General features: G+C 41.8%; 22 protein-coding genes, 1 tRNA gene and 1 other RNA gene. 15 read left to right on the top strand and 9 right to left on the bottom strand.

The annotated features are described in order from the left end of the window. Positions 1-13: 13 nt before the first annotated feature. Positions 14-1,039: a tyrosine recombinase XerC gene (locus LK453_RS02035; RefSeq protein WP_201541864.1), complete on the top strand. Its 1,026-nt coding sequence runs from the start codon at positions 14-16 to the stop codon at positions 1,037-1,039. Between the two features lie 74 nt (positions 1,040-1,113). Here the strand turns inward: LK453_RS02035 and LK453_RS02030 are convergent, their stop codons facing one another. Further along, positions 1,114-2,019, bottom strand: coding sequence for a nitrilase-related carbon-nitrogen hydrolase (locus tag LK453_RS02030; protein WP_201541862.1), 906 nt, complete (start codon positions 2,017-2,019; stop codon positions 1,114-1,116). A gap of 505 nt (positions 2,020-2,524) precedes the next feature. On the opposite strand from LK453_RS02030, the gene rpoN reads away from it, so the two are divergent. Both rpoN and hpf read left to right on the top strand, forming a co-directional pair. Continuing rightward, on the top strand, positions 2,525-4,264 hold the full coding sequence (gene rpoN, locus LK453_RS02025) for an RNA polymerase factor sigma-54 (RefSeq protein ID WP_201541860.1): 1,740 nt from the start codon (positions 2,525-2,527) through the stop codon (positions 4,262-4,264). 608 nt (positions 4,265-4,872) lie between these two features. Beyond that, positions 4,873-5,262, top strand: coding sequence for a ribosome hibernation-promoting factor, HPF/YfiA family (gene hpf / locus LK453_RS02020; protein WP_007394323.1), 390 nt, complete (start codon positions 4,873-4,875; stop codon positions 5,260-5,262). A 155-nt stretch (positions 5,263-5,417) separates the two neighbouring features. Here hpf and thiS read toward each other — a convergent pair whose 3' ends face one another. The 4 genes from thiS to LK453_RS02000 form a co-directional block, all read right to left on the bottom strand. Further along, entirely contained in the window at positions 5,418-5,618 is a 201-nt protein-coding gene (thiS, locus tag LK453_RS02015) for a sulfur carrier protein ThiS (RefSeq protein ID WP_201541858.1), read from the bottom strand. A gap of 76 nt (positions 5,619-5,694) precedes the next feature. Next, complete coding sequence (locus tag LK453_RS02010; protein WP_201537510.1) at positions 5,695-6,060, bottom strand: DUF423 domain-containing protein; 366 nt, start codon at positions 6,058-6,060, stop codon at positions 5,695-5,697. A gap of 182 nt (positions 6,061-6,242) precedes the next feature. Next, positions 6,243-7,109, bottom strand: coding sequence for an RNA polymerase sigma factor RpoH (gene rpoH / locus LK453_RS02005; protein ID WP_201541880.1), 867 nt, complete (start codon positions 7,107-7,109; stop codon positions 6,243-6,245). A gap of 278 nt (positions 7,110-7,387) precedes the next feature. Then, the gene (locus tag LK453_RS02000; protein ID WP_201541856.1) at positions 7,388-7,765 is read right to left on the bottom strand and encodes a sulfurtransferase TusA family protein; all 378 of its coding nucleotides are present in this window, start codon (positions 7,763-7,765) and stop codon (positions 7,388-7,390) included. A gap of 422 nt (positions 7,766-8,187) precedes the next feature. Here LK453_RS02000 and LK453_RS01995 point away from each other — a divergent pair, with 422 nt between their 5' ends. After that, a complete protein-coding gene (locus tag LK453_RS01995) occupies positions 8,188-9,933 on the top strand; it encodes a M48 family metalloprotease (protein ID WP_201537514.1) in 1,746 nt (581 codons plus the stop codon). 71 nt (positions 9,934-10,004) lie between these two features. Here the strand turns inward: LK453_RS01995 and LK453_RS01990 are convergent, their stop codons facing one another. After that, positions 10,005-10,454, bottom strand: a complete 450-nt coding sequence (locus LK453_RS01990) for a GatB/YqeY domain-containing protein (protein WP_201537517.1) — start codon at positions 10,452-10,454, stop codon at positions 10,005-10,007. A gap of 294 nt (positions 10,455-10,748) precedes the next feature. Continuing rightward, positions 10,749-10,964 (bottom strand): 30S ribosomal protein S21, encoded by a 216-nt coding sequence (rpsU, locus tag LK453_RS01985; protein ID WP_007394316.1) that lies wholly within the window; start codon positions 10,962-10,964, stop codon positions 10,749-10,751. 607 nt (positions 10,965-11,571) lie between these two features. Between rpsU and LK453_RS01980 the strand changes: the two genes are divergently transcribed. From LK453_RS01980 to crcB, 4 genes are all read left to right on the top strand, one after another. Further along, positions 11,572-12,003 carry a hypothetical protein gene (locus tag LK453_RS01980; protein WP_201537519.1) on the top strand — a complete coding sequence of 144 codons (432 nt, stop codon included), beginning with the start codon at positions 11,572-11,574 and terminating at the stop codon, positions 12,001-12,003. A 123-nt stretch (positions 12,004-12,126) separates the two neighbouring features. Next, positions 12,127-12,681, top strand: coding sequence for a c-type cytochrome (locus LK453_RS01975; protein WP_201537521.1), 555 nt, complete (start codon positions 12,127-12,129; stop codon positions 12,679-12,681). A 201-nt stretch (positions 12,682-12,882) separates the two neighbouring features. After that, on the top strand, positions 12,883-13,923 hold the full coding sequence (gene tsaD, locus LK453_RS01970) for a tRNA (adenosine(37)-N6)-threonylcarbamoyltransferase complex transferase subunit TsaD (RefSeq protein WP_201537523.1): 1,041 nt from the start codon (positions 12,883-12,885) through the stop codon (positions 13,921-13,923). Positions 13,924-14,124: 201 nt separating this feature from the next. Next, positions 14,125-14,496: a fluoride efflux transporter CrcB gene (gene crcB / locus LK453_RS01965; protein WP_201537525.1), complete on the top strand. Its 372-nt coding sequence runs from the start codon at positions 14,125-14,127 to the stop codon at positions 14,494-14,496. A 230-nt stretch (positions 14,497-14,726) separates the two neighbouring features. Here the strand turns inward: crcB and LK453_RS01960 are convergent, their stop codons facing one another. Beyond that, on the bottom strand, positions 14,727-15,671 hold the full coding sequence (locus LK453_RS01960) for a LysR family transcriptional regulator (RefSeq protein WP_201537527.1): 945 nt from the start codon (positions 15,669-15,671) through the stop codon (positions 14,727-14,729). A gap of 668 nt (positions 15,672-16,339) precedes the next feature. Here LK453_RS01960 and LK453_RS01955 point away from each other — a divergent pair. Then, entirely contained in the window at positions 16,340-17,713 is a 1,374-nt protein-coding gene (locus tag LK453_RS01955) for a dicarboxylate/amino acid:cation symporter (RefSeq protein ID WP_201526957.1), read from the top strand. Positions 17,714-17,882: 169 nt separating this feature from the next. Here LK453_RS01955 and LK453_RS01950 read toward each other — a convergent pair whose 3' ends face one another. Next, the gene (locus LK453_RS01950; protein WP_201526955.1) at positions 17,883-18,638 is read right to left on the bottom strand and encodes a TSUP family transporter; all 756 of its coding nucleotides are present in this window, start codon (positions 18,636-18,638) and stop codon (positions 17,883-17,885) included. A 370-nt stretch (positions 18,639-19,008) separates the two neighbouring features. On the opposite strand from LK453_RS01950, the gene nhaA reads away from it, so the two are divergent. From nhaA to lepA, 6 genes are all read left to right on the top strand, one after another. Beyond that, the gene (nhaA, locus tag LK453_RS01945) at positions 19,009-20,205 is read left to right on the top strand and encodes a Na+/H+ antiporter NhaA (protein ID WP_376751546.1); all 1,197 of its coding nucleotides are present in this window, start codon (positions 19,009-19,011) and stop codon (positions 20,203-20,205) included. Between the two features lie 285 nt (positions 20,206-20,490). Further along, positions 20,491-21,024 (top strand): DUF2799 domain-containing protein, encoded by a 534-nt coding sequence (locus tag LK453_RS01940; RefSeq protein ID WP_227954046.1) that lies wholly within the window; start codon positions 20,491-20,493, stop codon positions 21,022-21,024. Between the two features lie 382 nt (positions 21,025-21,406). Next, on the top strand, positions 21,407-21,802 hold the full coding sequence (locus LK453_RS01935) for an MliC family protein (protein WP_007394305.1): 396 nt from the start codon (positions 21,407-21,409) through the stop codon (positions 21,800-21,802). A gap of 226 nt (positions 21,803-22,028) precedes the next feature. Next, an RNA gene (gene rnpB, locus LK453_RS01930) (RNase P RNA component class A) lies at positions 22,029-22,400 on the top strand. Positions 22,401-22,548: 148 nt separating this feature from the next. Next, a tRNA-Met gene (locus LK453_RS01925) sits at positions 22,549-22,625 on the top strand. A 386-nt stretch (positions 22,626-23,011) separates the two neighbouring features. After that, entirely contained in the window at positions 23,012-24,814 is a 1,803-nt protein-coding gene (lepA, locus tag LK453_RS01920; protein ID WP_007394303.1) for a translation elongation factor 4, read from the top strand. The last annotated feature ends 25 nt before the right edge of the window (positions 24,815-24,839 follow it).

Genomic DNA, 24,839 nt, shown 5'->3' with positions numbered 1-24,839 from the left:
AATTAGACAAACTATGTGTGCTAAGCCAACATCGCCACCAAAACTGCCTCAGAAGTCCGCAAAGACAGATGAGGCAGACAACAAGCAATCCCTAGAGTTATCAGGTGAGTTGCAAGCTTTATTGCTACCTGTCGAACAGTGGTTGGCAGAGTTGTCCGTGCGTCAAATGTCTGCGCATACTATTGAGGCCTATTATGCCGGACTGTTTCAACTGGCCAACTTTCTGGAGGCGGGCAAGTTAAGCTGGACCCGTTGTGACAAACGTCAGTTGGCAAAATACATTGCGCAGCGCTTGGATGTTGACGCCTTAGCCATCTCTAGTGTGCAGCAGGAACTGTCTGCGATTCGTCATTTTTACAGTTGGCTGATAGATCAGGGTCAGGCCCGTATCAATCCGACCACAGGCTATCAGTTAAAACGAGCCCCCCGACCTTTGCCGAGTATCGCTGATGGGGATTTGCTGACTCAGTTATTAGAGCAGCCGATGCCTGATACTCCTGAGCAAGCTAGACTGTGGATACGGGATAAGGCAATGTTTGAGTTGCTTTATAGTAGCGGACTCCGAGTTGGCGAACTCGTTGGTCTTAACGTCTCCGACTTGCGGATAGATGCGCAGGGCGAACGCGGTGAAGTCAGAGTAACTGGTAAAGGCAATAAAACACGTCTGGTACCTGTAGGCAGGCAAGCACTGAAAGCGATTAATACCTATTTGCCCCATCGTTATCTGTGGGAAGAGCAAGGAGACACTGCTTTATTTATCAGTGAAAAATTGGGTACGCGATTGACCACACGGGCTGTCCAACAGCGGCTGAAAGTGGCCGCCAACCGTGCTGGCATTGCTCAAAATATGTATCCCCACTTATTGAGGCACTGCTTTGCTTCCCATATGCTATCGGGCAGTGGTGATTTGCGTGCGGTCCAAGAAATGCTGGGTCACAGTGACATCAGTACCACTCAGATATATACCCACGTTGACTTTGCGAAGTTGACTCAAGTCTATGACAAAGCCCATCCTCGAGCAACGCACAATAAAGACTGACCCTGATAGTCGGGTCCATCTCTATTTGTAAAATCCTAAATTTTATCTCTATTTTATTGCCTAGATAACCGCGATTAGGGCAGTCTATGACAGTTATGAATGGGCATATTTTGACGCCAAGTTTGCTGAGCTTCAGCATTGAATGGCGTCGTAATCAGAGCATACGCTTCGTTTAAGGTGGCCTGACCTGTCTCGACGACCCATTCACCATTGGCATTAGCAAAAGCACTGTGTCCCCAAGTTTCACGACGCGTGTCTTGAATGTGATGAGTACCGCCTTGTGCGGAGCCGACTACTAAGCACTGAGCGTCCAAAGCACGTGCTTGCAACAGCAGCTGCCAGTGTGCTTTACCGGTCTGATAGGTAAAAGCTGAGGGAGCCGTTAAGATATCTGCGCCCGCCTGTCTCAATCTTTGGGCCAAGGCAGGGAAACGTAAGTCAAAGCAGACCATCATACCGATAGAGACAATACCTGATCGGTCTACATTGCCTTTGGCGTCGGCTAAGGTTAAATTAGGGTTTAAATTCTTCAAATCACACTGAGCAACGACGGTATTGTCACCCGGCTCAAAAGTGAGACCTTCATCATAGCTGCCGGTATCATCGGCCACTTGCGCTCTAAATAGGTGAATCTTGTCATAACGTGCCAGACGCTTGCCATCAGGAGCGAAGATTTGGCTAACTTGTCTAAGTCTGTCATTAGGAACAGGAGTACCGTCTGGGCGGTAAGGGCAAGGAAGGGTGCCTGCCACAATAAACATTTGATGCTCAAACGCTAAATTGGCATACCAACTAGATAGTTCATCAAAGCGCTCAGCCAGCTGCTTTTGCCCACCCATACGGCAGGCATTCTCAGGTAATACCAACAAGCTCACCTGTTGACGACTGGCGTCAGCGATGGCTTTTTCGATGATGGCTCTATTGGCTTCAATATCAAACTGACTATTTAATTGTACACATCCAATATTAGGCTGAGTCATAATTACCTTCTGCTGTTATCAATGATTATTAAGATATGGGTGCTAAAAATACGTGATCAAAAAGACTGAGCAGATGCTCTATTTACTTAAAGCTTTGTTTAATTAGAGTAGCATGGAATCTTGCAGCAATCTATTTAGCTTTAGGCAGAATCTAAATGAGAGTATTGGTTGCTTTTTAAGGGTGACATTGTTTATCTGACACACGCTAACGCTGCTAGATGCTAACTTAATAAAAATAACAGCCGCGGCTCTATTGAGAGTAATACTTATTGGTGGGTGTTCATAAATTTATTTACTAGCACAATAAGTTAGGGTATTTTTTATGAGTACAGATAACACAGTTTTATCATTTTTTAGCCGCCAATTGTGTCATTATATTTAATATAAACAGTTAATTTAAATGATAATCTAACCAATACCTTGATTGAGTGATTGGTTGAAAAGCAAAAAACGATCGTTACCTGTCCACCCAACTGTGACAAACTATTGAGGCCAAAAGTATCCTATGATGAGCTCCTCTTTTAATTTAGGTGTCAATCTATCCACAGCACAAAAACTTACCCCTCAAATGCAGCAGGCGATTAAGTTATTGCAGCTTTCTAGCCTTGAGCTTGAGCAAGAAGTGCAAAATAAATTAGACAGCAATCCTCTTTTAGAACGAATAGAGGAAGACGATATCAATGCTGAAGACTTTAACAGTATTGAAGAGCTTACCCGTTTAGAGCTTGATGCTGAAGCCCAAAAAGAGGTTTATGAACTGGCCAATGATCATTCAGAGGGTTATGAAACTGACGCTTACGATGAGTATGATTATGACAATCCTTCAGAGGCTTATCAGTCAGAGTCTGCGTATGAAAAGATAGATAATGATAGCCTGTCCTCAAGTGACAAAGACCCGCTTTCGCAAAATATAGCAGAGATTAAAGCCAGTAATATTGTGGAAAGTACGTCGGACGATAGAAGCAAAGCGGATGAATTGGCAGAGGCTCAGACTTTAGGAGAGCTACCCATTGATACCGACTGGGATGATATCTATATTCATAGTGCAACAGGATTAGCACGCCCAGACACACAAGGTATGAGTGACTATCAAGGTGCCACCTCAGTCAGCTTGCAGGACCATATCCGGTGGCAACTTAATTTCAGCCAACTGTCTCAGCAGCAATCGCTTATTGCAGATTATTTAATTGATGCTATGGATGAATATGGCTTTATCCAGATAGACATGGCGGAGTTAAAAGCAACTTTTGATGAGATGGCCAGTTTCTACAACTGGGAAAATCGCATCGAGCTTGAGCAAATAGAAGCGGTAAGGGCACTGATTCAAACTTTTGAGCCTTTAGGTGTAGGGGCCAGAAGTCTTGCTGAATGTCTGCAAATTCAGCTCTATAATTTGGATCAAGAGACGCCTTTTCGCGAGCAAGCGTTGCGTTTACTCGATGAGCACGAGCTGTTGGTGAGTAATAATATAAAAGAGCTTATGCACCGTACAGGTCTTAAAAATAGCGAGATCGGTCCCAGTCTAGCCCTTATTAGAACCTTGAATGCTGCCCCCGGTTTGGCTTTTTCTACGTCGCAGCCGGATTATGGGGTACAGCCTGAAGCCTACGATATTCCAGATGTCTTGGTGCAGTTGGTGACCAACCACGAGTCAAAGCAAGCCGTTTGGAAGGTAGAGCTAAATCCAGAAACCTTGCCCAAACTCAGGGTCAATCAAGAATATGCGAATCTGATTAAGCGTGGAGATGACAGCCCAGATAATGTTTATTTGCGTGATAATTTAGTCGATGCCCGCTTATTTATCCGTAGTATTGAAGAGCGTAATCAAAATCTACTCAAAGTAGCGACCAGTATTATCAAACGGCAACAAGACTTTTTATTGCAAGGGGCCACTGCCATGAAACCCTTGATACTAAAAGACATTGCTGATGAAGTGGGCTTGCATGAGTCGACAGTTTCTAGACTGACCACCAGTAAAAGCATCTTAACGCCACAAGGTCTATTCTCCTTAAAGCATTTTTTCTCCTCACACGTCTCAAGTGATCAGGGCGACATTTCCTCTACGGCGATTAGTGCCATGATACAAGCGTTGATACAGCAAGAAGATCCCAAATCACCTTTGTCCGATAGTGCCATTAAACAACATCTAAAGCAGCAAGGCATCGATATTGCACGACGCACAGTCGCTAAATATCGAGAAGCGATGAATATTGGTTCTTCTACCCAGAGGAAAGTGAAGTTTTAAACAAATTCTTAGCTAGATAATTATGAGCCAAATTATTTCAGTTAAATTATTAGCTAAGTGATTTCAGTTAAATTCTCGCAGTTAAACGATGAGTTAGAAATATTGTTAATAGTCGTAAAATGAACTTCGAAACCCAGTATAGATATAGGGATACGTCAATTTTAAAAAATAAAAAAATTTCAGATTATATAGTATTTGTTTCTGGAAATACCAATTAATTACATTAATTTACAATAAAAATGCTTGTACAATCCTTATTTTCATGTCAAATTAAAGCTATCCCAACAAATGTTAGCTAATACAAATGAGGGGATAGAGTGAGTTTAATATGGATTTTAAATTTCACTTTTTATGTTAATACCCTATGTGAATGCTTAAGCTGCAAGATCTAATTTGCATTATTGAGTTTGACGCTATTTAGATCATACTAGTTAAATAAATAGTCAAATAAAACAAGGGTGTATCTAATGACTTAGATGGAAAATTAGTGGCATTGCTAACACGTGACCTCAAGTCAGTTGGCATATACGTCATTAACTAAGTCCTTAACTAAAAAGTCACTTTGAGTCAGCACGGGCTACTCAAATTAAAAAAAGGATGTAAGCACTATGAACATTTCAATCACTGGCCATCACATCACTATTTCCGACGCTATGAAAGACATGGTTATGGACAAACTTTCTAAAGTAGAAAGACATTTTGACCAAATCCAGAGCATTAAAGTGATTCTATCATTAGACAATAACCGTAGCGATACCAGCCATAGTGGTAAGAATAACCATAAAGCTGAAGCGCTTATGCGAGTAGCAGGTCAAGAGATGTTTGTACAATCATATGATGATGATATGTATAAGGCTATCCATGAAATGGCAGACAAACTAGATCGCCAAGTACGTAAATATAAGACCCGTCTTGACCGTAAGACCCGTGCCTCTAAACGTAAAGAGCGCTTAGCATTACCAGTAGCAGAGCCCATTGAAGAGTCGTATGCTTATTGAGGCTTAGTCTAGGGTTGCTAATCTACAACCTGAAATGAATGTAAAATTGAAGAAAATATCGAAGATTGAACGTAAAATATACTGAGTACAAAAAAGCCCTTACTTGAATAAAGTAAGGGCTTTTAGATTTTATAGGAGGTTAAATTTAATCAATATTAGCCACCGCCTACTGCTTGTACTACCTCAATAACCATGGACTGCTCAATAGGCGTAGCGGACAATTCAGACTTGGGGATTAGTTCTCCATTAATTTCAACCGCATAACGTCCTTGGGTTAATTGTAATTCGTCTAACACCACTTTCACCATTTGGTGGTTTGTCTGTTGCTGCTCTCCATTTACTGTAATTGTATACATTTTTCCCTCTATTAAATCCTATCTATACTAAAGCTTATGATTTAGTTTCACATGATTTAAACAACAGTATATCTCGTTAACTCGCTGAGTGTCTAAAAGCAGTAACCGCCAACCAAACCCAGCCAATAATCATAAGCGTACCCCCAATTGGGGTAATAGCGCCTAACCAACGCGGTGCACCAAGGGTCATGGCAAATAAGCTACCTGAGAAGATAATAAGGCCAATTTGCAATAACCAAGCAGTAGTAGAGGTGGTATATCCCATCTTAATCAAAATGCCCACCAACAATAAGCCTAAGGCATGATAGAAGAAATATTGTGTGCCGGTTAACCACCACGCCATCTGCTCAGGAGAGGCAATGGATTTAATACCATGTGCCCCAAAAGCACCTAAAGCAACAGCAAGCGCCAAATTAACGGCGGCTATAGCTATCCAATTCATAGTACATCCTAACAATCAAAGTTAAAGAAGCCAGACTGCAAACCTAATTCATTTAGAACATAATATTTAGGAAAAAATATTTAGAATATCAAACCCTAAATCATCGCCGAGAGGATTGTGTTGCTTCAGCGTATGCCCTATAAAACAGTATCTACTAAAGAATCATAGGCAATACAGAATGATTAGAAGCTGTCTTCATTGGGCATAATGACACTATCAATGGTCATCGCTTCACGGATTTTGTCCATAGCATTTTTTTCGATCTGACGTACCCGCTCTGCAGAAATGTTGTAAACCGCAGCCAGTTCATGCAAAGTTGACTTCTGCTCAGACAACCAACGCTGCTCAACAATATCACGAGAGCGGTCATCTAAGGTATCCATGGCATCCATTAGGGCATTGGTATTATTCTCTTCCCAGTCTGCATCTTCCACCATTTCAGCAGGATCCACACCATCTTCTAAGAATAACTGAGGTGCATAGTGACCATCTTCATCATCACTTGATTGTGCTTCAAAGGACGCATCATAAGATGTCAAACGAGATTCCATTTGCAGAACCTGTTTGCGTGTCACATTTAAGTCGGCTGCAATGGCATCTGCTTCTTCTAGAGTAAGCTGATTGTTGGTCTTTTTTAAGCTGCGCAAATTAAAGAAGAGTTTGCGATGAGCTTTGGTGGTTGCAACTTTGACAATACGCCAGTTACGAATCACGAACTCATGTATCTCTGCTTTAATCCAGTGTACTGCAAAAGATACCAGACGCACGCCTTTATTGGGGTCGAAACGCTTTACAGCTTTCATAAGACCTAAGTTACCTTCTTGAATCAAGTCTGCTTGAGGCAGACCATAGCCTGAGTAACTACGAGCGATATGAATCACAAAGCGTAAGTGTGACATGACCAAAATACGTGCTGCCTCAACATCACCTTCGTCATAGTAACGGTGGGCAAGCTCTTGCTCTTGTTCTGTGGTCAAAATAGGAATTTGATGCACAGAGTTCATATAAGCACCAAGGTTAATACCTGGAGCTGAAAGATTGACCGGCATGGCAGGAACCAAATCACGAGTACTGGTATCGGGATAATGACTCACCCATTCTTCTGTGGTCGCAACTTCCTGCGTTAGCAAATCATCTTCAAGTTCATCGTAAGGTAAATCATCCTCTTCAAGATCGAGGGAGTCGTCTTGTTCAAGAGACTCTGCCGGTTCAAGAATAGCCGGGTCGTCTTTTTTAGAGATGTCTTTTTTATTTATTTTAGGAGTAGCCATGTTTTGACCTTCAAAGTAATAACTTTATTGAGGTCTATTGTAATGGATTGCACCCCCTAGTTACCATTCGTTTTGGTAATGATGAGGTGAAAGATTGTATCGAGTTTTTCTAAACTATCATCCAAAGACTTATTACTTAAGGTACTAAGCACAAGTTGCAACCCTGCTTGCTGACAAAAAGCATCTAAATCTGTTTGTGAATTTGGGTCGGTGGCTAAGATATAAACACTTTCTGAAGGCTTCATAGTGCGTAGGGCAACTTTGGTTTTTAATAGAGGCATTGGGCAAGCTAAACCACGGCCATCGACCAAGGCAGTAATGTTTAATTCTGGAGTAATCGCATTAAGTTTTTCGGTTTCAGAAACGGGTAGCGTATCAAGGCTATCTTTAAGCAGGGCTTGTTGATCATCACTTGCTAAATTAATATGTATCATAGAGTGCCATTTTATTCAGTAAATATAGAGAAAGTAAATATAGAGAAGAGGACAGGTCAATCCTTCATGACCGGATTTTTACGACAGACTTTTATTATAGTTCTTTCATAACACATTGGTAATAATAAGTATTTCATATTAGCTTAATAACGCTAGTAGTTTAATAACAGTGGGAGTTTAATAAGAGCAGGAGCTAAATAATAATAGTGGCTCAATGACAAAGGTATAAAAAGTTAGCCTATAAAAACAGTCGCTAAGCCATTGTATAACTTGGGTTACTATAAAAAATTACATCCGAGAAATGATGATATAAGGTTAACCGATTATGATGGTATCATCGAAAGAAGATTTAATAGTGATGCCAAAGAAATAAAATTCAAGCGAATTTTCCAACACCGCCAAGCCCCTCAAGGAATAGATATTTGCGCCCTTTACAGTCCACCATGCGATTAATGCAATATAAAGCATCGACTTTCAAACTCGATTACCGTGCTTCAAAATCGGTAGTGGTCAAGATGCCTTGGGTACTTGTTTTAGCGTTGCTTGGGGCTGGTCATTCTGCCTTTGCTGAGGATAAGGCGGACTATGTGTGGTCAGGAAGTACATGGTCCACAAATGCTTGGTCAGGCAACATGGGGTCTAAAAATACGGCTTCTTTTTCTATTCCAAATGGCTCAAGTAGCTTAGATACGCCTCAATTTAGCTTACCAGAGTTGGGCAGTGGTGGGGGACGTTTTATTGAGGTCAATCAACATAAGGCATTGGGTGAATGGTCCTTGCAACAGTTGGGCAAAAGTGCCCCTTTACTTAATGACCCTTGGTCACAAGAGCAGCTTGAGGCCATCGTCTGGCAAATTAACGCCCAAGCTCGAACACAGGCGCCACTGGGTTTATTGCTGATAAACAATGCCAGTATTAATGCTTTTGCTATTCCAGGCGGAGTAATGGGAATCCATACCGGTACCGTTGTTGAAGCCAATAGTGTGGATGAGCTGGCCAGCGTCATTGCCCATGAAGTTGCCCATTTAAGCCAACGCCATTATGAACACCGTGATGAGGCCAGTCGTAAAGCATTACTGATGCAAATTGGCGGTGTATTAGCGGCCATTGCCGCTTCTGCTGCTGATGGTGATGCGGCCGCAGCGGTAATGATGGGCAGTCAAACGGCAGCACTTAATGCGCAAATGGCATTCAGTCGCAGTAACGAGCGCGAGGCTGATCGTATAGGTATGCAGCTGATGGCAAAGTCAGGATATGACCCTAGAGCCATGCCTAAGTTTTTTGGGACATTGGACAAAAAGTCGCAGCTAAATATGAGCGACAATGCCTATCTTCCCAGTTTTATTATGACCCACCCTTTAAGTTCTGAGCGTCTAAGTGAAGCTCAAAGTCGTGCCAATAGTTACCCAACCTTGGCATTAAACAGTAAACGGCAGCCGCTTAGTTTTGAGCTACTAAAATGGCGACTCAAAATGCTGAGCAACCAGACGACTGAGGGTGAGCTTGAGATTGCCGCTACCAAAAACAAAGGCGCTGAATTGGCACTGGCCTACTGGTATGCAAAACAAAATCGTTATCAACAAGCAGCCGATAGAATTAAGAAGCTAAAAGCAAATACCGCCATTGCTTCTGCTGCAGATAAAGTTTCTTTTGAGATTTTATTAGCGATAACAGAATCACAAATTGCTGGCTTACAAGGGCAGTGGCAAGTGGCAGAAAAAGTACTCATGCCTTATTACAGACTTTATCCAGAGCGCCGCGATGTTAAGCTGCTATTGGCCGATTCTTGGTTGCAGCTTGGTAAATATAATGAAGTGATTGCTATGGTTAAGCCTTTGGTACAAAGCAGACCTCACGACTTAGAGAGCTTATATCGCTTACAACGGGCTTATGAATTGATGGCCATTAGTCCTAATGTCAGCAATACTAGCAACGCAGACACTGTCTTAGTCAAGAATATTACTTTAGTTAATGCACTACGCTATCGGGCCAAAGGAGAGTTATGGCGAGGCAAGTATACGGATGCTTTAGTGTCTTTACAGCAAGCCAAAAAACAGGTTGAAGACTTAAGTTCACAACCTAATGCTGCTTTCAATCCCAAACCTTTATTGGCCAATATTAATAATGAAATCGCAGAAGTGAAAACAGCCAGAGACTTTCGTCCCTAGCTGTAGTAGATGAGTTAACTATTTAATAGATGTGGCTATTTAATAAATAGCTAAATCTTTAAATAAGCGACTTAACCCATTAATGCTTTTTTGACCAATTGTGACATAATGGCAGGGTCAGCACGGCCCGCAGTTTTAGTCTTTAACGCACCCATAACTTTACCCATGTCTTGCATTGAGCTTGCACCTTGAGCGGCTATCTCCTGATTGATCAAGTTAGCCAATTCAGCCTCATCCATTTGTTGTGGCATAAATTCATTGATAATATCGATTTCAAACTGCTCTTTTTGAGCCAAGTCTTCACGGCCATTGTCTTGAAACACAGTCAATGATTCTTGGCGTTGTTTTAATTGCTTCTGTAAAATTTCCAGTACACCGGCATCATCAAGTTCAATTTTACGGTCAATTTCAATTTGCTTTATAACCGATTGTACGTTACGTAATACCTTTACTTTTTCTAACTCACGCGCTTTCATTGAGGTTTTAACTTGTTCGGTAATTCGATCTTTTAATGCGCTCATGATTAAATCCTTATTATATTGTTATGGTTATCACTTAAATAACGTAATGACTGCTATCTCAGCTGAGTATTGTCTGTTTAAGCTAATTATCGTCTAAAATGAGTATTATCTAAGCGGGGAAAACTTAACAGTTATTTTTGGTATAAAAATTTTAGCATAAAAAAACCACCTATATTATGGCGCCATCAGCAAAGTATGCGGGATAGGCGACAAAATAAGGTGGTTTTTCTTAATCAATGGCTAAAAAAATTAAACTTTAGCCTCTATGCACCATTTAAGGAGCAATAGAATTGATTAGTACATACGAGTTGTACGGATAGACTCGCGCTGTAATTTCTTTTTGTAGCGTTTTACTGCTGCTGCCTTTTTACGCTTACGCTCTTGCGTTGGCTTTTCGTAAAACTCGCGCTTACGTACATCAGATAAAACACCAGCTTTTTCGCAGGCACGCTTGAAGCGACGGATAGCGATATCAACAGGTTCGTTTTCTTTAACCTTAACTGAAGGCATGCAGACTCCTTAATAAAAGTAGTGGAAATTAGAGACTAGGAACATTAACAATGCTGTGTGATTGGTATTAGCCGTAGTGTCTCATAGGGTTACGGCATCAGCTATTGCTAGGATATAAACTAAATATTCTATTACGAATGTTAGAATAAGAGCGAGAATATACTAAAAATTAGAGCCATTGTCAAGTTATAGGCTGTTATTAAAGTTATAAGGCTCACCAATATAATAAACTCTAACAAGGCAATACTGACTAAAATAATCTTTAATAAAGGTTGTTTTTGATACACATATTAGCAGTTATAAAAACTGAAAAATTAGTTTGAAGAGTAAATTTAAAGCGTTTATAATAACCTTAAACATTCATTTAAAATGAATCAAATAGATAGAAAATTTGTTTCACGATTTTTGAATTATTAAGACAAAAGCAATGTTGGCGATAGTGACTAATTAAGTGATGTGATATTATTACAAGGTAACGTTGATAAACTATATATAGGTCATTTTTAGACCGCTAAGGGTTTCATAAATTCATAGATATCTTTTTATGGCTTTTATATTTACCCTCTTTGTCTACCCCCTATATTAACCACCCTTTTAGGAGTAAGAAATGTCACTAACCCGTCTTCTAAGCAATAAAATTGCGGCAGGTCGTGCAGTAAAATTAACCACTATTATGTTTGCTGCTGCTTTCACTTTAACCGCATGTGGTGGTGGAGAGCATGAAGTTAAAGCTGTCGATAAATTGGATGAAGCTGCTGAACTTGCCAAAGCAAATGCCCCAGAACATGAGTTTTTAGCGCCAGAAGATATCGCCCCTGCTGCCGCTGCCCCTAATGCTGCAGCTGCTGGTACTGATGCAGCAACCGACGGAGCCGCCGCTACTGATCCTGCAGCTGGTGAAGCCACTGCAACTGGCACCACGACAGAAGCGCCAGCAACGGATGCAGCCGCAAGTACAGCTGCACCAGCAGAGGCTACAACAGCGACTGATGCTACAGCAGCACAGCCAGCAGACCAAAAAGAAGCGGCAGCACAATAAGCTTTCTTAAGTAGATACATTTAAGCAAAGGCGTTGTTAGTGTCGTTATCTGGTCGCATCAAGCTTATGACTTAATAAATGTTTTATCTTTTAATTGATTAAATAGCAAAGGTGAGGTTTCTCATGCTAAAAAGAAGTAAACAATCCAGTAATAAAAAGTCACTAGCCCCTTTGAATAAAGCCACTCTACTTTTGGCAGGTATATTGACCTTGGGCCTAACAGTAGGCTGCAGCGGTGAATCAAAGTCTGATACAGCGGCTGAGCCTAGTGTTAGTGAAAGTGCACCGGCTACTACTGAACCTGTTACCGAACCCGCGACTGAGACTGCAGAGCCTGAAGTAGCACCGGAAGAAGAAGTGGTAGCAGAGCCAGAACAACCTGAAGCCGCGACTGAATCAGCGGAGTCTGAGCCAGCAGAAGCGGCAGCACCTTTAGCGGCAGACGCAGGGGCTAAGCTGTATGAGGCCAAATGTAAGTTGTGTCACGAAAAAGGCTTGTTAAATGCGCCTAAATTTGCCAATCCTGAGGATTGGGCACCGCGTATTGCCAAAGGCAAAGAAACCTTATACAAGCATTCAGCAGAAGGCTTTAATGCGATGCCAGCTCAAGCTGCTGATGGAGTGACTGTAGAACAGGTTCATGCTGCTGTGGATTATATGGTAGACAACGCCAGCTAGTAAGCTTGGTTCGAGTTAATCACCTTTACCACGCTGAGCTGACTTGTATACCCTGAAAACTCACTTGATAATCTGATAAACTACCGCCATTGTGTAGACACATGGCGGTATTTTTTTGTCATGAAATCCGTTCATCGTGTGTTGGTGGTATTCATACCATCAACGACAGAATATTCCCCTTATTAAAACAGTAGGTGCGACTTGAAAGTTTTAGGTTTAGAGACATCATGTGACGAAACAGGATTGGCCATTTTTGACAGTGATCGCCTTGTAGAAGGTAAGAGCGGACTACTGGGGCAAGTACTGTATTCTCAAATTGAATTGCATGCAACGTATGGTGGTGTGGTACCTGAACTTGCCAGCCGTGACCATATTCGTAAACTAGTACCCTTACTTGATGAATTACTGGCCCAGTGCGGTATTAGCAAACATGAGATGGATGCTATTGCCTTTACCAAAGGTCCAGGGCTAATAGGGGCATTGATGACTGGTGCGCTGTTTGGACGTAGCTTAGCCTATGCGCTAGATATTCCAGCCATTGGGGTGCATCATATGGAAGGTCATTTATTGTCTCCACTGTTGGGTCCAAACCCACCGAAATTTCCTTTTGTATCTTTGTTGGTTTCAGGAGGACACACCCTATTGGTGGCCGCTCATGCCATTGGGGAGTATGAGATATTAGGGGAAAGTATTGATGATGCGGCAGGGGAGTGCTTCGACAAGGCCGCTAAGATGTTAGGCTTGCCTTATCCAGGCGGTCCTAACGTAGCACGTCTGGCTCAATCTGGAAATCCACAAGCTTACGACTTACCAAGACCCATGCTGCATAGAGGGTTAGACTTCTCCTTTAGTGGTATGAAAACTGCGGTACACAATCTCATTAAAGACACGCCAGGCTCAGATTCGGACGAGCAGGTTCGTGCGGATATAGCGGCCAGCTTCCAACATGCAGTGGTCGATACTCTGGTTAAAAAGTGTGTCAAAGCTCTTAAACAAACAGGCATGTCGCAACTGGTCATCGCAGGCGGTGTCAGTGCCAACCTCCATCTACGTGACACGTTAGAAAAAGAGTTAGCAAAAATCAATTCGACCGTACATTATGCACCACTTGAGCTGTGTACCGACAATGGAGCAATGATTGCCTATGCAGGCTATCAGCGTTTGCAGGCAGGACAAGCCGATGATTTGGCGGTCAGCTGTGTCCCTAGATGGAATATTAGCGAGTTGCCAGCCTTAACTTAGGTTGGCGGTTTTGATTTCTTTAGATGAATTGATTGCTTTAGATGAATTGACTGTCTTAGGTTAAATAGAATATTGGCGATAGCCTATATTTCTTAAAACGCAGCTTTTAAGACGCGGTTTTTAGGATACAGTTTTTTAAGGCATAGTTTTTTAAAGCAGTTGGTCGCTTAAGCTTACTCTCAAACTTAGTAAGGAACGTAAATGCAGTGGTTGGCGATAGGGATTGGGGCTGGAATAGGGGCGTGCTTACGGGCATGGCTGGCGAAGCTCAATCCTCTGCATTCGTGGATACCTTTAGGTACGTTAAGCGCCAATGTGCTGGGTGGCCTACTTATCGGTATCGCCATGGTGATATTTATGAAAGTTGGACAAAGCTGGCATCCGAACGTGAAGCTATTTGTGATAACCGGTTTTTTAGGCGGCTTGACCACATTTAGCACGTTTAGTAGCGAAGTGTTTGGGCTATTAAATGAGGGAAAAATAGTTGCCGGCTTAAGTTTAATAGGGGTTCATGTATTGTTTACCCTAGTGGCAACCGCCGTTGGCTATTATTTAACCCGCCTAGTATTGTAAGGACTTAATAGTATTGTAGGGGCTTGATAGTCGAAAAATAAATATTTTAGAAAATAAGTGACGCTTGCTACTCTTGCTTATGGTCTTCTCTAACGCATAAAAGTCCATAAATATAGCAAGCGTATGGTTATGAAGTACCTATAAACATGTACGAAACGCATGGAAAACCGTTTTTAAGCATATTTTATACTTGGGTCTGTTGGGTCTATCAAAGTTTGCTTATCTAACCTCTAAGGCTTGACCAGTTCATCTAATAGTTTAGCAAACCCCTGCATATAGGCCACATCTTGGCTTTTCTCACGTGTCGCGGCAAACAATTGGCAGTACACTCCAGGTCTATTATAGTTACCCCTAAAAGAGCGAGCGTCTTTGTTCGACTCCAAGTCTGGTGAAATAAGCGGACGAGTCACTACCCAGCCCTTTTTCTCATACTCTGCTGCTACCCAGTCTGGAAGTGCAGCAACGCCTCTTTCACTGGCCACAAGTTGAATGAGCATTGCGGTCAACTCTGTGGTACGGATTTTGGCAAAATTTACATTGGCTGGGGCCATAAACTTAGCAATCACATCCAGCCTTTTGGCCTCTACCGGATAAGCAATTAAGGTTTGATCCACCAGATCGGTAGGCACAATACTCTCTTTGCTGGCCAAAGGGTGAGTAGGAGAGAGCACCAAGCGACTTTCGTAAGTAAATAGTGGCTGGTAGCAAATGCCCTCTAAATCCAAGTCACTGGTAGTAATCAATAAATCTATATCCCCTTCACTTAGCAGATGATGAGGCTCAGGCTCAAAGCCTGTCGCAAAATCTAGCTCCACATCCGACCATTCGCGTCGAAACTGATTTAAGATCGGCATAAGCCAATCAAAGCAGCTGTGACATTCAGACGCCAATCTGAGACGTCCCGCTTGACCGTGCGCCAGTCTTTTTAGATTATTTTTGGTTCTTATGACTTGAGGCAAAATACTGTCCGCCAGTTTTAGTACCACATTGCCTGCAGGGGTAAATGTCAAAGGACGGGTACGACGGTTAACCAATTTCACACCATAGTAATTCTCTAGCTCTTTTAATTGATGCGAGACGGCAGAAGCGGTCACGTGTAACTCATCTGCGGCTGCCGCGAGTGAGCCGTGTGCTCGTAAAGCAGATAGGGTTTGAAGATGACGAAGCTCAAGCATAATTTCAAATCGTTTTATTTAATTGTTGAGGCCTCTATTCTAACCTATTAGGTAAGATAGATTCATCCGCTTAATCCCGTGCTAATCTTTAAATGGGTAAAAGTGGTCAGATCATGTCTTTAATTTAACGTTCATATCGTTCTATTTAGTGAAAAAAGTGTTCGTTTGACCTGTCAATAATAACCTTTGAGAATAGGTATCATAAAAATTACTTGCGGTAAGGGTAACTTTTACTTTATATTGAGCGCATACTGACGAGTCACATAGATTTACATTAGAGTAACTATTAGTTGAGAAATATTGGCCTGAATCTTTATTTATTGAAATTGCTGATAACCCCTTAATGAACGTTAATTCCTTTGATTGCTGTGACTCAAAACTCACAAGGAAGATGGATAGCTGCTTTGTTTTTATGACAATTATTTCTATTGTCAACGTTAGATAATGAGAAACGTAAAAATCAGTAAAGCAGTTAATCATAGTGAAATTGTCTATAGCAGAGTGAAAAAACAAGAGGGCCGTTAAGCCATAAACGACGTTTTTTCTGTCCCCGCTGCTGTGCTAATGAATGAATTCAGCATCTCCCTTTTAAACAAGTATTCTGAGATAGCAAGTGTGCTCACAGATTAAGGCACTTGCTTATAGGGTTATGCATTGAGGATAAAGCTATGTGGAAAAATATGGGTTTGACCAGTAAGATTCTGGTCGCAATGGTACTAGGTATCATTCTAGGACTAATTTTTAACTATACCGGCTTAAATGCCGAAGGTAGTTTCGTTAACACTTATTTAGTAAATGGCTTATTTAGTATTGTCGGTAAGCTGTTTGTTAACTCGTTAAAAATGTTGGTTGTACCCTTAGTGCTAATCTCACTTATCTGTGGGGTGTGTGGTATTGGTGACATCCGTTTGCTAGGTCGTATTGGTACTAAGACCTTTTTTATCTATATGTTCACTACCGCAATTGCCATTGCAACAGCCATTGGTCTTGGCTCAATATTTGGCATTGGTAAAGGGATGAACCTTAAGCCTGAGAACGCTTTTGAAGCCAAAGATGCACCGCCTTTAATTGACGTTTTCTCAAATATCATTCCATCTAACCCGATTAGTGCTATGGCCAATGGCGATATGCTGTCTATCATCTTCTTTGCCATTTTAATTGGTATTAGTATTCTGATGGTAGGTAAGCCTGCTAAAGGTTTGGTCCAGAGTCTAGAACTGATCAATGAAGTTATCTTAAAAATGGTAACCATCATTATGAACCTGGCACCATACGGTGTATTTGCGCTGTTAGTAATAGCCATGTCAGATTTAGGCTTAGAATTGATGGTGTCATTATTCGGTTATGTGGCCGTATTGGTAGGCTCTTTGGCTTTCCACTTCTTTGTGACCATGATGATTATCCTAAAGCTTACTTCAGGACTGTCGGTAAGAACTTTCTTAGCCAAAATGCGTGAAGTGCAGATTTTTGCTTTTAGTACTTCAAGCTCAAACGCCACTATTCCAGTTAGCTTACGTACCGTAACCAAGCGTATGGGTGTTGATAACTCTGTGGCTTCATTTACCATTCCTTTTGGTGCGACCATCAACATGGATGGTACCGCCATTATGCAAGGTACAGCCACTATCTTTATCGCCAATTTATACGGTATAGATTTAAGTGCGGGCCAGTACTTAATGGTTATCTTAATGTCAGTACTGGCTTCTGTAGGTACTGCAGGGGTACCTGGTGTGGGCTTAATTATGCTTTCAATGGTATTTGCTCAAGTGGGTCTGCCCATCGAAGGTATCGGTCTGATCTTAGGTGTTGACCGTTTGCTTGATATGTTACGTACCGCCGTAAACGTTGGTGGTGATGCTGCTGTAACCGCTATTGTGGCAAAAGCGGAAGGCAAAATGGACTTAGATGTCTATAATGACCCAGAAGCGGGCACCAAAGATGTGTTTGATGGTCACATTGACCCAGAAAGTGAGCAAGAGTTTGCTCATGTCATGAGTGATGGCATCATGGGCAGTGAATATGATGATTTGAATAAGCGCTAGGGCTCATTGACCAAGCGATATCTGCTATAAAGTTATCATTTAAAATTATGATACCTAAAAAAGCCCCAATATCAAGTTGGGGCTTTTTTATATTCGTTAATTAATGTCTGTTACGTAATATGTGTCAAAGAGTTTTATTTTAGAACGTAAAATAGCGATAACTGGCTATTTAGCCCATCATATATTTGGTAACCATGGCCAAACAAACCAGAACAATCACCGGGCGAATAATTTTACTACCGCCTTTTACCACCATATGTGAGCCTGCATAAGCGCCTATGGTTTGTCCGACCATCATCGCTAGGCCTACTTTCCACAGCACATTGCCACCGATAATAAAGAAAATAAGGGAAGCGATATTGGTAGATAGGTTTAATACTTTTGCCGCCCCTGTAGCAGCGATGATTTGTCTACCACGTAATGCCACATTACCTAAAGCAAAAAACATACCGGTACCTGGACCAACATAGCCATCATAAAATCCGATTAAAGGGGCGACCACTCGTTGCCAAGTAGACTCTGATACTCTTGGCTCCGCTTCTACTTCACCTAAACTTGGCGCAAATAAGGTATAGATACCGATAGCCGCAATCAAAAATGGGATAAGCTTTTCTAGCATATCAGGGGGAGACATCTGTACAGCAATGGTACCGAGAACTGAGCCGATAAAAGCACCCGCAATGGCCAATTTCATCTTTGATGGCGAGACCACGCCTTTTTTTATCATTGTGATAGAAGCAGTTAAGGCGCCAGAAGCTGCTTGTAGTTTATTGGTACCTAAGGTTAAAACGGGCGGGATATTGGCCAATAACATAGCAGGAATGGTTAATAAACCGCCACCACCTGCAATGGCGTCGATAAAACCGGCGACAGCGGCCACAGCCGTTAACATTAAAATAACTTCAAGGGTTAAGGATAAATCCATACGTGATATCCAATAATCAGGTTAAGTAGGTAACTTTTTCAGCACCCTCTCAAAAATTAAGCGCAAAAAATAAGAGCATAAAACTAACGTTTGGGCGGTCGCCACATAAGCGCCGAATTATAGCACGCACTAAAAGTCAGAACCTGACACATTGCTTTGTTTCTGGACAATCTATGCTAAAAAAAGCAGGGGCTTAAACAGGTCAGTCAGGTAAGCGTTGACGTATTAAGCGTTATAGATTTCAAATTTTATCTCGATATAGGAGACTTTTCTGCTACCATAAATGCGAAATGTATAAAGACAAATTAATAAATTAAATAGTTTGGTGGGTTACTAGATTGGCCCATTAGCAAGATAGTGAGGAAGCATTGTGTTTCAAAAACTAAAAAAATTCTTTGAGTATGAGGCGGCAGGCGGGATTGTACTGGCCATCGCTGCCATTGCAGCAATGATTGTTGCTAACTCACCTTTGCATGACTGGTATGAGTCCTTTATTCATGCCCCAGTGGTTGTGCAGATAGGAAGTCTTATTATTGACAAAGATGCGCATCACTGGATTAATGATGGGCTAATGGCGATATTCTTCTTCTTAGTGGGTCTAGAGCTCAAGCGAGAGGTGCTCATAGGTGAGCTGTCCAATATTAATCAGATAGTGTTACCAGCAGCAGCAGCCATAGGAGGGATGATAGCTCCCGCTTTAGTCTATGTGGCTTTTAACCATAACAATCCTGAATATTTAGCAGGTTGGGCAATCCCCGCCGCAACAGATATTGCCTTCGCCATTGGTATCTTGAGTTTGCTCGGCAGCCGAGTGCCTAATTCGCTAAAGATATTTCTAGTCTCTATCGCTATTTTTGATGATATCGGTGCTATCTTAATTATTGCTCTATTTTACACCAGTGATTTATCCTTTGTATCATTGGCCGTAGCAGGGCTATGTTTGCCATTCTTGTACTTGCTAAATAAACGCAATGTTACCTCGATTACTCCTTATTTGATCTTTGGTATCATCATGTGGATTGCAGTGCTTAAGTCGGGAATTCATGCGACATTGGCCGGCGTGGTACTGGCTTTGTTTATTCCTATGGTCAATGCGGATGATCCGGAACATTCGCCTTTAGAAGATTTAGAGCATGACTTACATGGCACAGTAGCCTTCGCTATTTTGCCGCTATTTGCTTTTGTTAATGCCGGTATCTCATTGCAAGGAGCAGGCTTTGGCCAGCTACTGCATAGCGTACCTTTCGGTATCGCTGCAGGCTTATTTATAGGTAAGCAAGTGGGTATTATGCTAATGACTTGGGCCATCATTAAAGCTGGAATGGCTAAGCTGCCGAGCGGTACCGACTTTAAGCAAATTTATGGAGTGTCATTACTGTGTGGAGTTGGCTTTACCATGAGTTTGTTTATCAGTGGATTAGCATTCTCAGGCAACACAGATGGCTTTGATCCACGCTTGGGTATTATTTTAGGGTCTATCATCTCTGGTATTGCTGGGTACGTATTATTGAAACGTACTTTAAAAGATGATGTGACCGTCTCAAGTTTGGATTTAACTAAGTTATAAAAAGTTATAGAAGCTCTGAGCCCTTTTAAGGTTTAATTTATACTGAGCGAGATTAAGTGGTTCAGTGTCAGTGAAACCGACATTAGTTGCCATTAATATGCTACTTATGAGCCTGAAAATAAATCTTTATAAGATTAAATTTCAGGCTCATTTTTTATGGTATAAATTCTAACAAACAATAATTTATTGCCAATCTCTAAAGGAAGTAAGGTTATGACGCTAAGCTGTTTTACATTAAGCACGGGTAGAGCAGGCTATTTAGCCGCGATAATGACGGCTGGGTGTGTGTCACTGCTATCAGGTTGTGCCACCCTCTCAAAGCAAGAATGTTTAACCGGCAACTGGCAAGCCGTTGGATTTACGGATGGTGCCGCGGGTAGGCCAGCAGATTACCTGAGTAGTCACAACAAAGCGTGTTCTAAGGTAGGGGTAGCGACGGATTATGCAGCGTGGGAACAGGGCAGACAGGAAGGGTTAAAAAAGTACTGTACTGAAACCCATGCCTATCAGATTGGGCGTAGAGGCGAGCAAATGACCCCAGTGTGTCCTGCGCAGGTAACCCCAAACCTTGAACGCATTAATGCAGATGGGCGCAGTTTCTACTCATTAAGTAAACAACTGAGCATTGAACAAGAGCGTTTAAACAGCTACCAACAGCAGTATGACAAGTTGCTCAAGCGTCATAGCGTAGCCTTAAGCAGCCAATCTGGAGTTACAGAGTATCAGAATGGATTGTCTGAAAGAATTAAAAACACCACTCAGCGTATCAATAACTTAGAGCGTGCACTGCAAGAGTTACAACGCACTTATGGCTATTAGGCCATTAAATTATTAGAAAAAAAGAAATAAGCAGAAATAGTAAGAACAGAAACTCACAAGATTTTATTTTGTTACATAATTTAATCAAAAACGTTAAGAGAATACTAATTTGAACCACAAGAGGTAACAGACAGTGAGAAATGCACTCTTATAATGATAACAAGCTTATTTTTCGGTTGGCTTATGTGGTTTAAGGTTAAGTCTTATAAGACTTAACTGTATGACTTAAGTTTTGGCATAAGATTCAATTCATTCAACGAAACCTTATAAGAAAATATTTAAAAATATTCACTTTCTATTATCCCATGTAGGGGAGCTTAGAATCGAAAGATTCTGGCTCCTTCTCAATTTTGTCTCACTAATAAAACTATTGGAGTTTTTTATGAAAAAATTACTGACGTTATTACCGCTAAGCTTAGTAGTTGCTGCTTGTGCAACTAGTCCAACGACTGCGGTTCAGACTCAAACTCAAACCACTAATAAAGCTTATGACCGCATGGCACCTGAGCGTTTTGTTTGTGAAGACAATGCCACCGTTATGCCAAAGTATTCTATAGATGGCGAACAAGCTACGTTAACTGCTAGCCTACCTAAAGCCAACTGGAACAACCAAACGATAGTTATGGATATTGCCACTTCAGGTTCAGGTTCACGCTATGTCAATAACGCTAGCCAAAACATTACTTATGACTGGCATACCAAAGGTGATCTAGGTATCATGCGATTGAAATGGGCAGACGGCACTGAATACGCGGTTAAATGCGAGCGTCAATCATAGATCAATGAAACTATAGACTAATAAGAGAGCATAGGTAGACAGCTAAATAACTTAAAATATGTCTATCTTTATTTCCTTTAAAGACAATATTTTTTTAAGGACAATCGAAACTAGATCAGCTATTAATTGTCCTTAAAGGCTCTCCTAGACCTTAAAAATATACGATGACAGTCACTATTGATTAAAGTAGTGGCTGTTTTTTTATGGGTCTGCTATAATCTGCCGCTTGGTAAACCAGACGATCGCCGTTTTGCTTTTGCAGAAGGGAGGAAAGTCCGGGCTACATAAGGCAGCGTGCCAGCTAACGGCTGGGCGGGGTAACCCGACGACAAGTGCAACAGAGAGAAGACCGCCTCATGTTAAGCTTTAGAGCCTAGCTCTATAGTATGAGGTAAGGGTGAAAGGGTGCGGTAAGAGCGCACCGCATGGCTGGTAACAGTTCATGGCGAGGTAAACTCCACGCGTAGCAAGACCAAATAGGTGTCCATTACTTGTCGCCTGCAGGGGACACGGGTAGGTTGCTCGAGTGTACTGGCAACGGTACGCCTAGATGAATGATCGTTCACGACAGAACCCGGCTTATCGGTTTACCAAAATCTTTTATGCTTACTTTAAAAAAAGCGTATATAATAGCCACTTGCTAATGAAATAGCAGAGACTACCCCTTAATTTGAAATTATTTTCAATTTTTTTGCTTTTAGGGGTTGACGGCTAACAATGTTTTAGGGATAATACCGCCCTCAAATGGCGATGTAGCTCAGCTGGTTAGAGCGCACGACTCATAATCGTGAGGTCAAGAGTTCAAGTCTCTTCATCGCCACCATATATTTGGCCATTAGCGCCTAAAATAGCCGATTACTTTGCCCTATTATGCTAAGTAGTTGGCTTTTTTTATGTCTCATCGTTTTGTTAGCCTCCCTCTTTTCAAACACGTCGTTAACCATTCGCCTTGTCAGGTAAAAAACTATTAACCTTGCAAGCTAAAAAGCTGTTAATGTTGCCAGACAAACGACTGTTAAAATTTTGCAGTATAAGAGGGCAGAATCTAACCATAGCACTCAAACAGCTCTATTTTGACCACTGTCAATTAGCATTGCATTTCTATCACTTACAAGCCCGCTTAAAGCTGATAGAATAGATCACCTTAATATATTTATTACTTCATTTTTGTTTTTATAAATGAACTCAACAACTAGGTAGCCGCAAGACGTGACCGCATTATCAAACATTCGAAACTTCTCAATCATCGCCCATATTGACCATGGTAAATCTACCTTGGCCGATCGTTTTATTCAGACTTGTGGTGCGCTGCAGGATCGTGAAATGCAGGCTCAAGTCTTAGATTCAATGGATATTGAACGTGAGCGTGGCATTACCATTAAAGCGCAATCCGTAACCTTGTATTATGATCACCCCAATGGTGAGCGCTATCAGCTTAACTTCATTGATACGCCAGGTCACGTTGACTTCTCTTATGAAGTGTCTCGTTCTTTGGCCGCTTGTGAAGGTGCTCTATTGGTAGTGGATGCTGCACAAGGGGTAGAAGCTCAGTCGGTGGCTAACTGCTACACCGCAGTAGATTTAGGTCTTGAAGTATTGCCGGTACTGAATAAAATTGACCTACCGCAAGTAGAGCCTGAACGTGTGATTCAAGAGATTGAAGACATTATCGGTATTGAAGCGATGGATGCCCCTCGCGTTTCTGCCAAATCAGGCCTAGGCGTTGATGAGCTTTTAGAAGCATTGGTAGAACGTATTCCAGCCCCAACTGGGGACCGCGAAGCGCCACTACAAGCGCTTATTATTGATTCATGGTTTGATAATTATCTGGGCGTTGTGTCCTTAGTGCGCGTGCGCCAAGGGACGATAAATAAAGGCGATAAGATTTTAATCAAGTCAACAATGGATGCGCATTTGGTTACCTCTATCGGGGTGTTTACGCCCAAACCTTTAGAGACAGGCAAGTTAGAGGCAGGGGAAGTTGGCTTCGTTATTGCCGGTATTAAAGACATTCATGGTGCGCCAGTGGGGGATACCATTACTCATGCTAAAACCCCAGATGTTGACTTAATTCCTGGTTTCAAACAGATTACGCCGCAGGTATATGCCGGTCTGTTTCCTGTAGATTCTAGTGACTTTGAAAAGTTCCGTGAAGCGTTACAAAAACTGCAGATTAATGACTCTGCTTTGTTCTTTGAACCTGATACTTCAGATGCTCTAGGCTTTGGTTTCCGTTGTGGCTTCCTAGGTATGCTACATATGGAAATCATTCAAGAGCGCTTAGAGCGTGAATACAATCTTGATCTGATTACCACTGCGCCCTCGGTTATCTACCAAATTAAAAAGAAAAATGGGGAAGTCTTACTAGTCGACAACCCTTCACGACTACCAGATCCTGGTTTTGTTGAAGAGTTCCGCGAACCCATTGCCCGCTGTCATATTTTAGTACCCCAAGATTATTTGGGTAACGTGATGACGTTGTGTATGGAACGCCGTGGCACTCAAGTCGATATGCGCTTCATGGGCAAACAGGTTCAGTTGATTTTCGATATCCCACTGGGTGAAGTGGTAATGGATTTCTTTGATCGTCTAAAATCTGTTTCTCGTGGTTTCGCTTCTTTAGATTATGAATTTGATCGTTATGAAGTGGATAAATTGGTCAAAGTTGATGTGTTAATTAATGGCGATAAAGTTGATGCTTTAGCCATGATTTGCCACCAAGATCAAGCGCGTTATCGTGGTGGCCAACTCGTTGAAAAGATGAAAGAGTTGATTCCGAGACAGATGTTTGATGTGGCGATTCAAGCGGCTATTGGTAGCCAGATTATCGCACGTAGTACGGTTAAAGCCATGCGTAAAGACGTTCTTGCTAAATGTTATGGCGGTGACGTTTCTCGTAAGAAGAAACTGTTGTCGAAGCAGAAAGAAGGTAAGAAGCGTATGAAGCAGGTGGGTAGTGTGGAGATTCCACAAGAAGCCTTCCTAGCGGTGTTACAAGTGGACAATCAATAATCTTATTGATAATCGGTAAACTTGG

Source organism: Psychrobacter sanguinis (genome assembly GCF_020736705.1).
Taxonomy (GTDB): domain Bacteria; phylum Pseudomonadota; class Gammaproteobacteria; order Pseudomonadales; family Moraxellaceae; genus Psychrobacter; species Psychrobacter sanguinis.
This window is presented reverse-complemented; position numbering and strand designations above follow the sequence as displayed.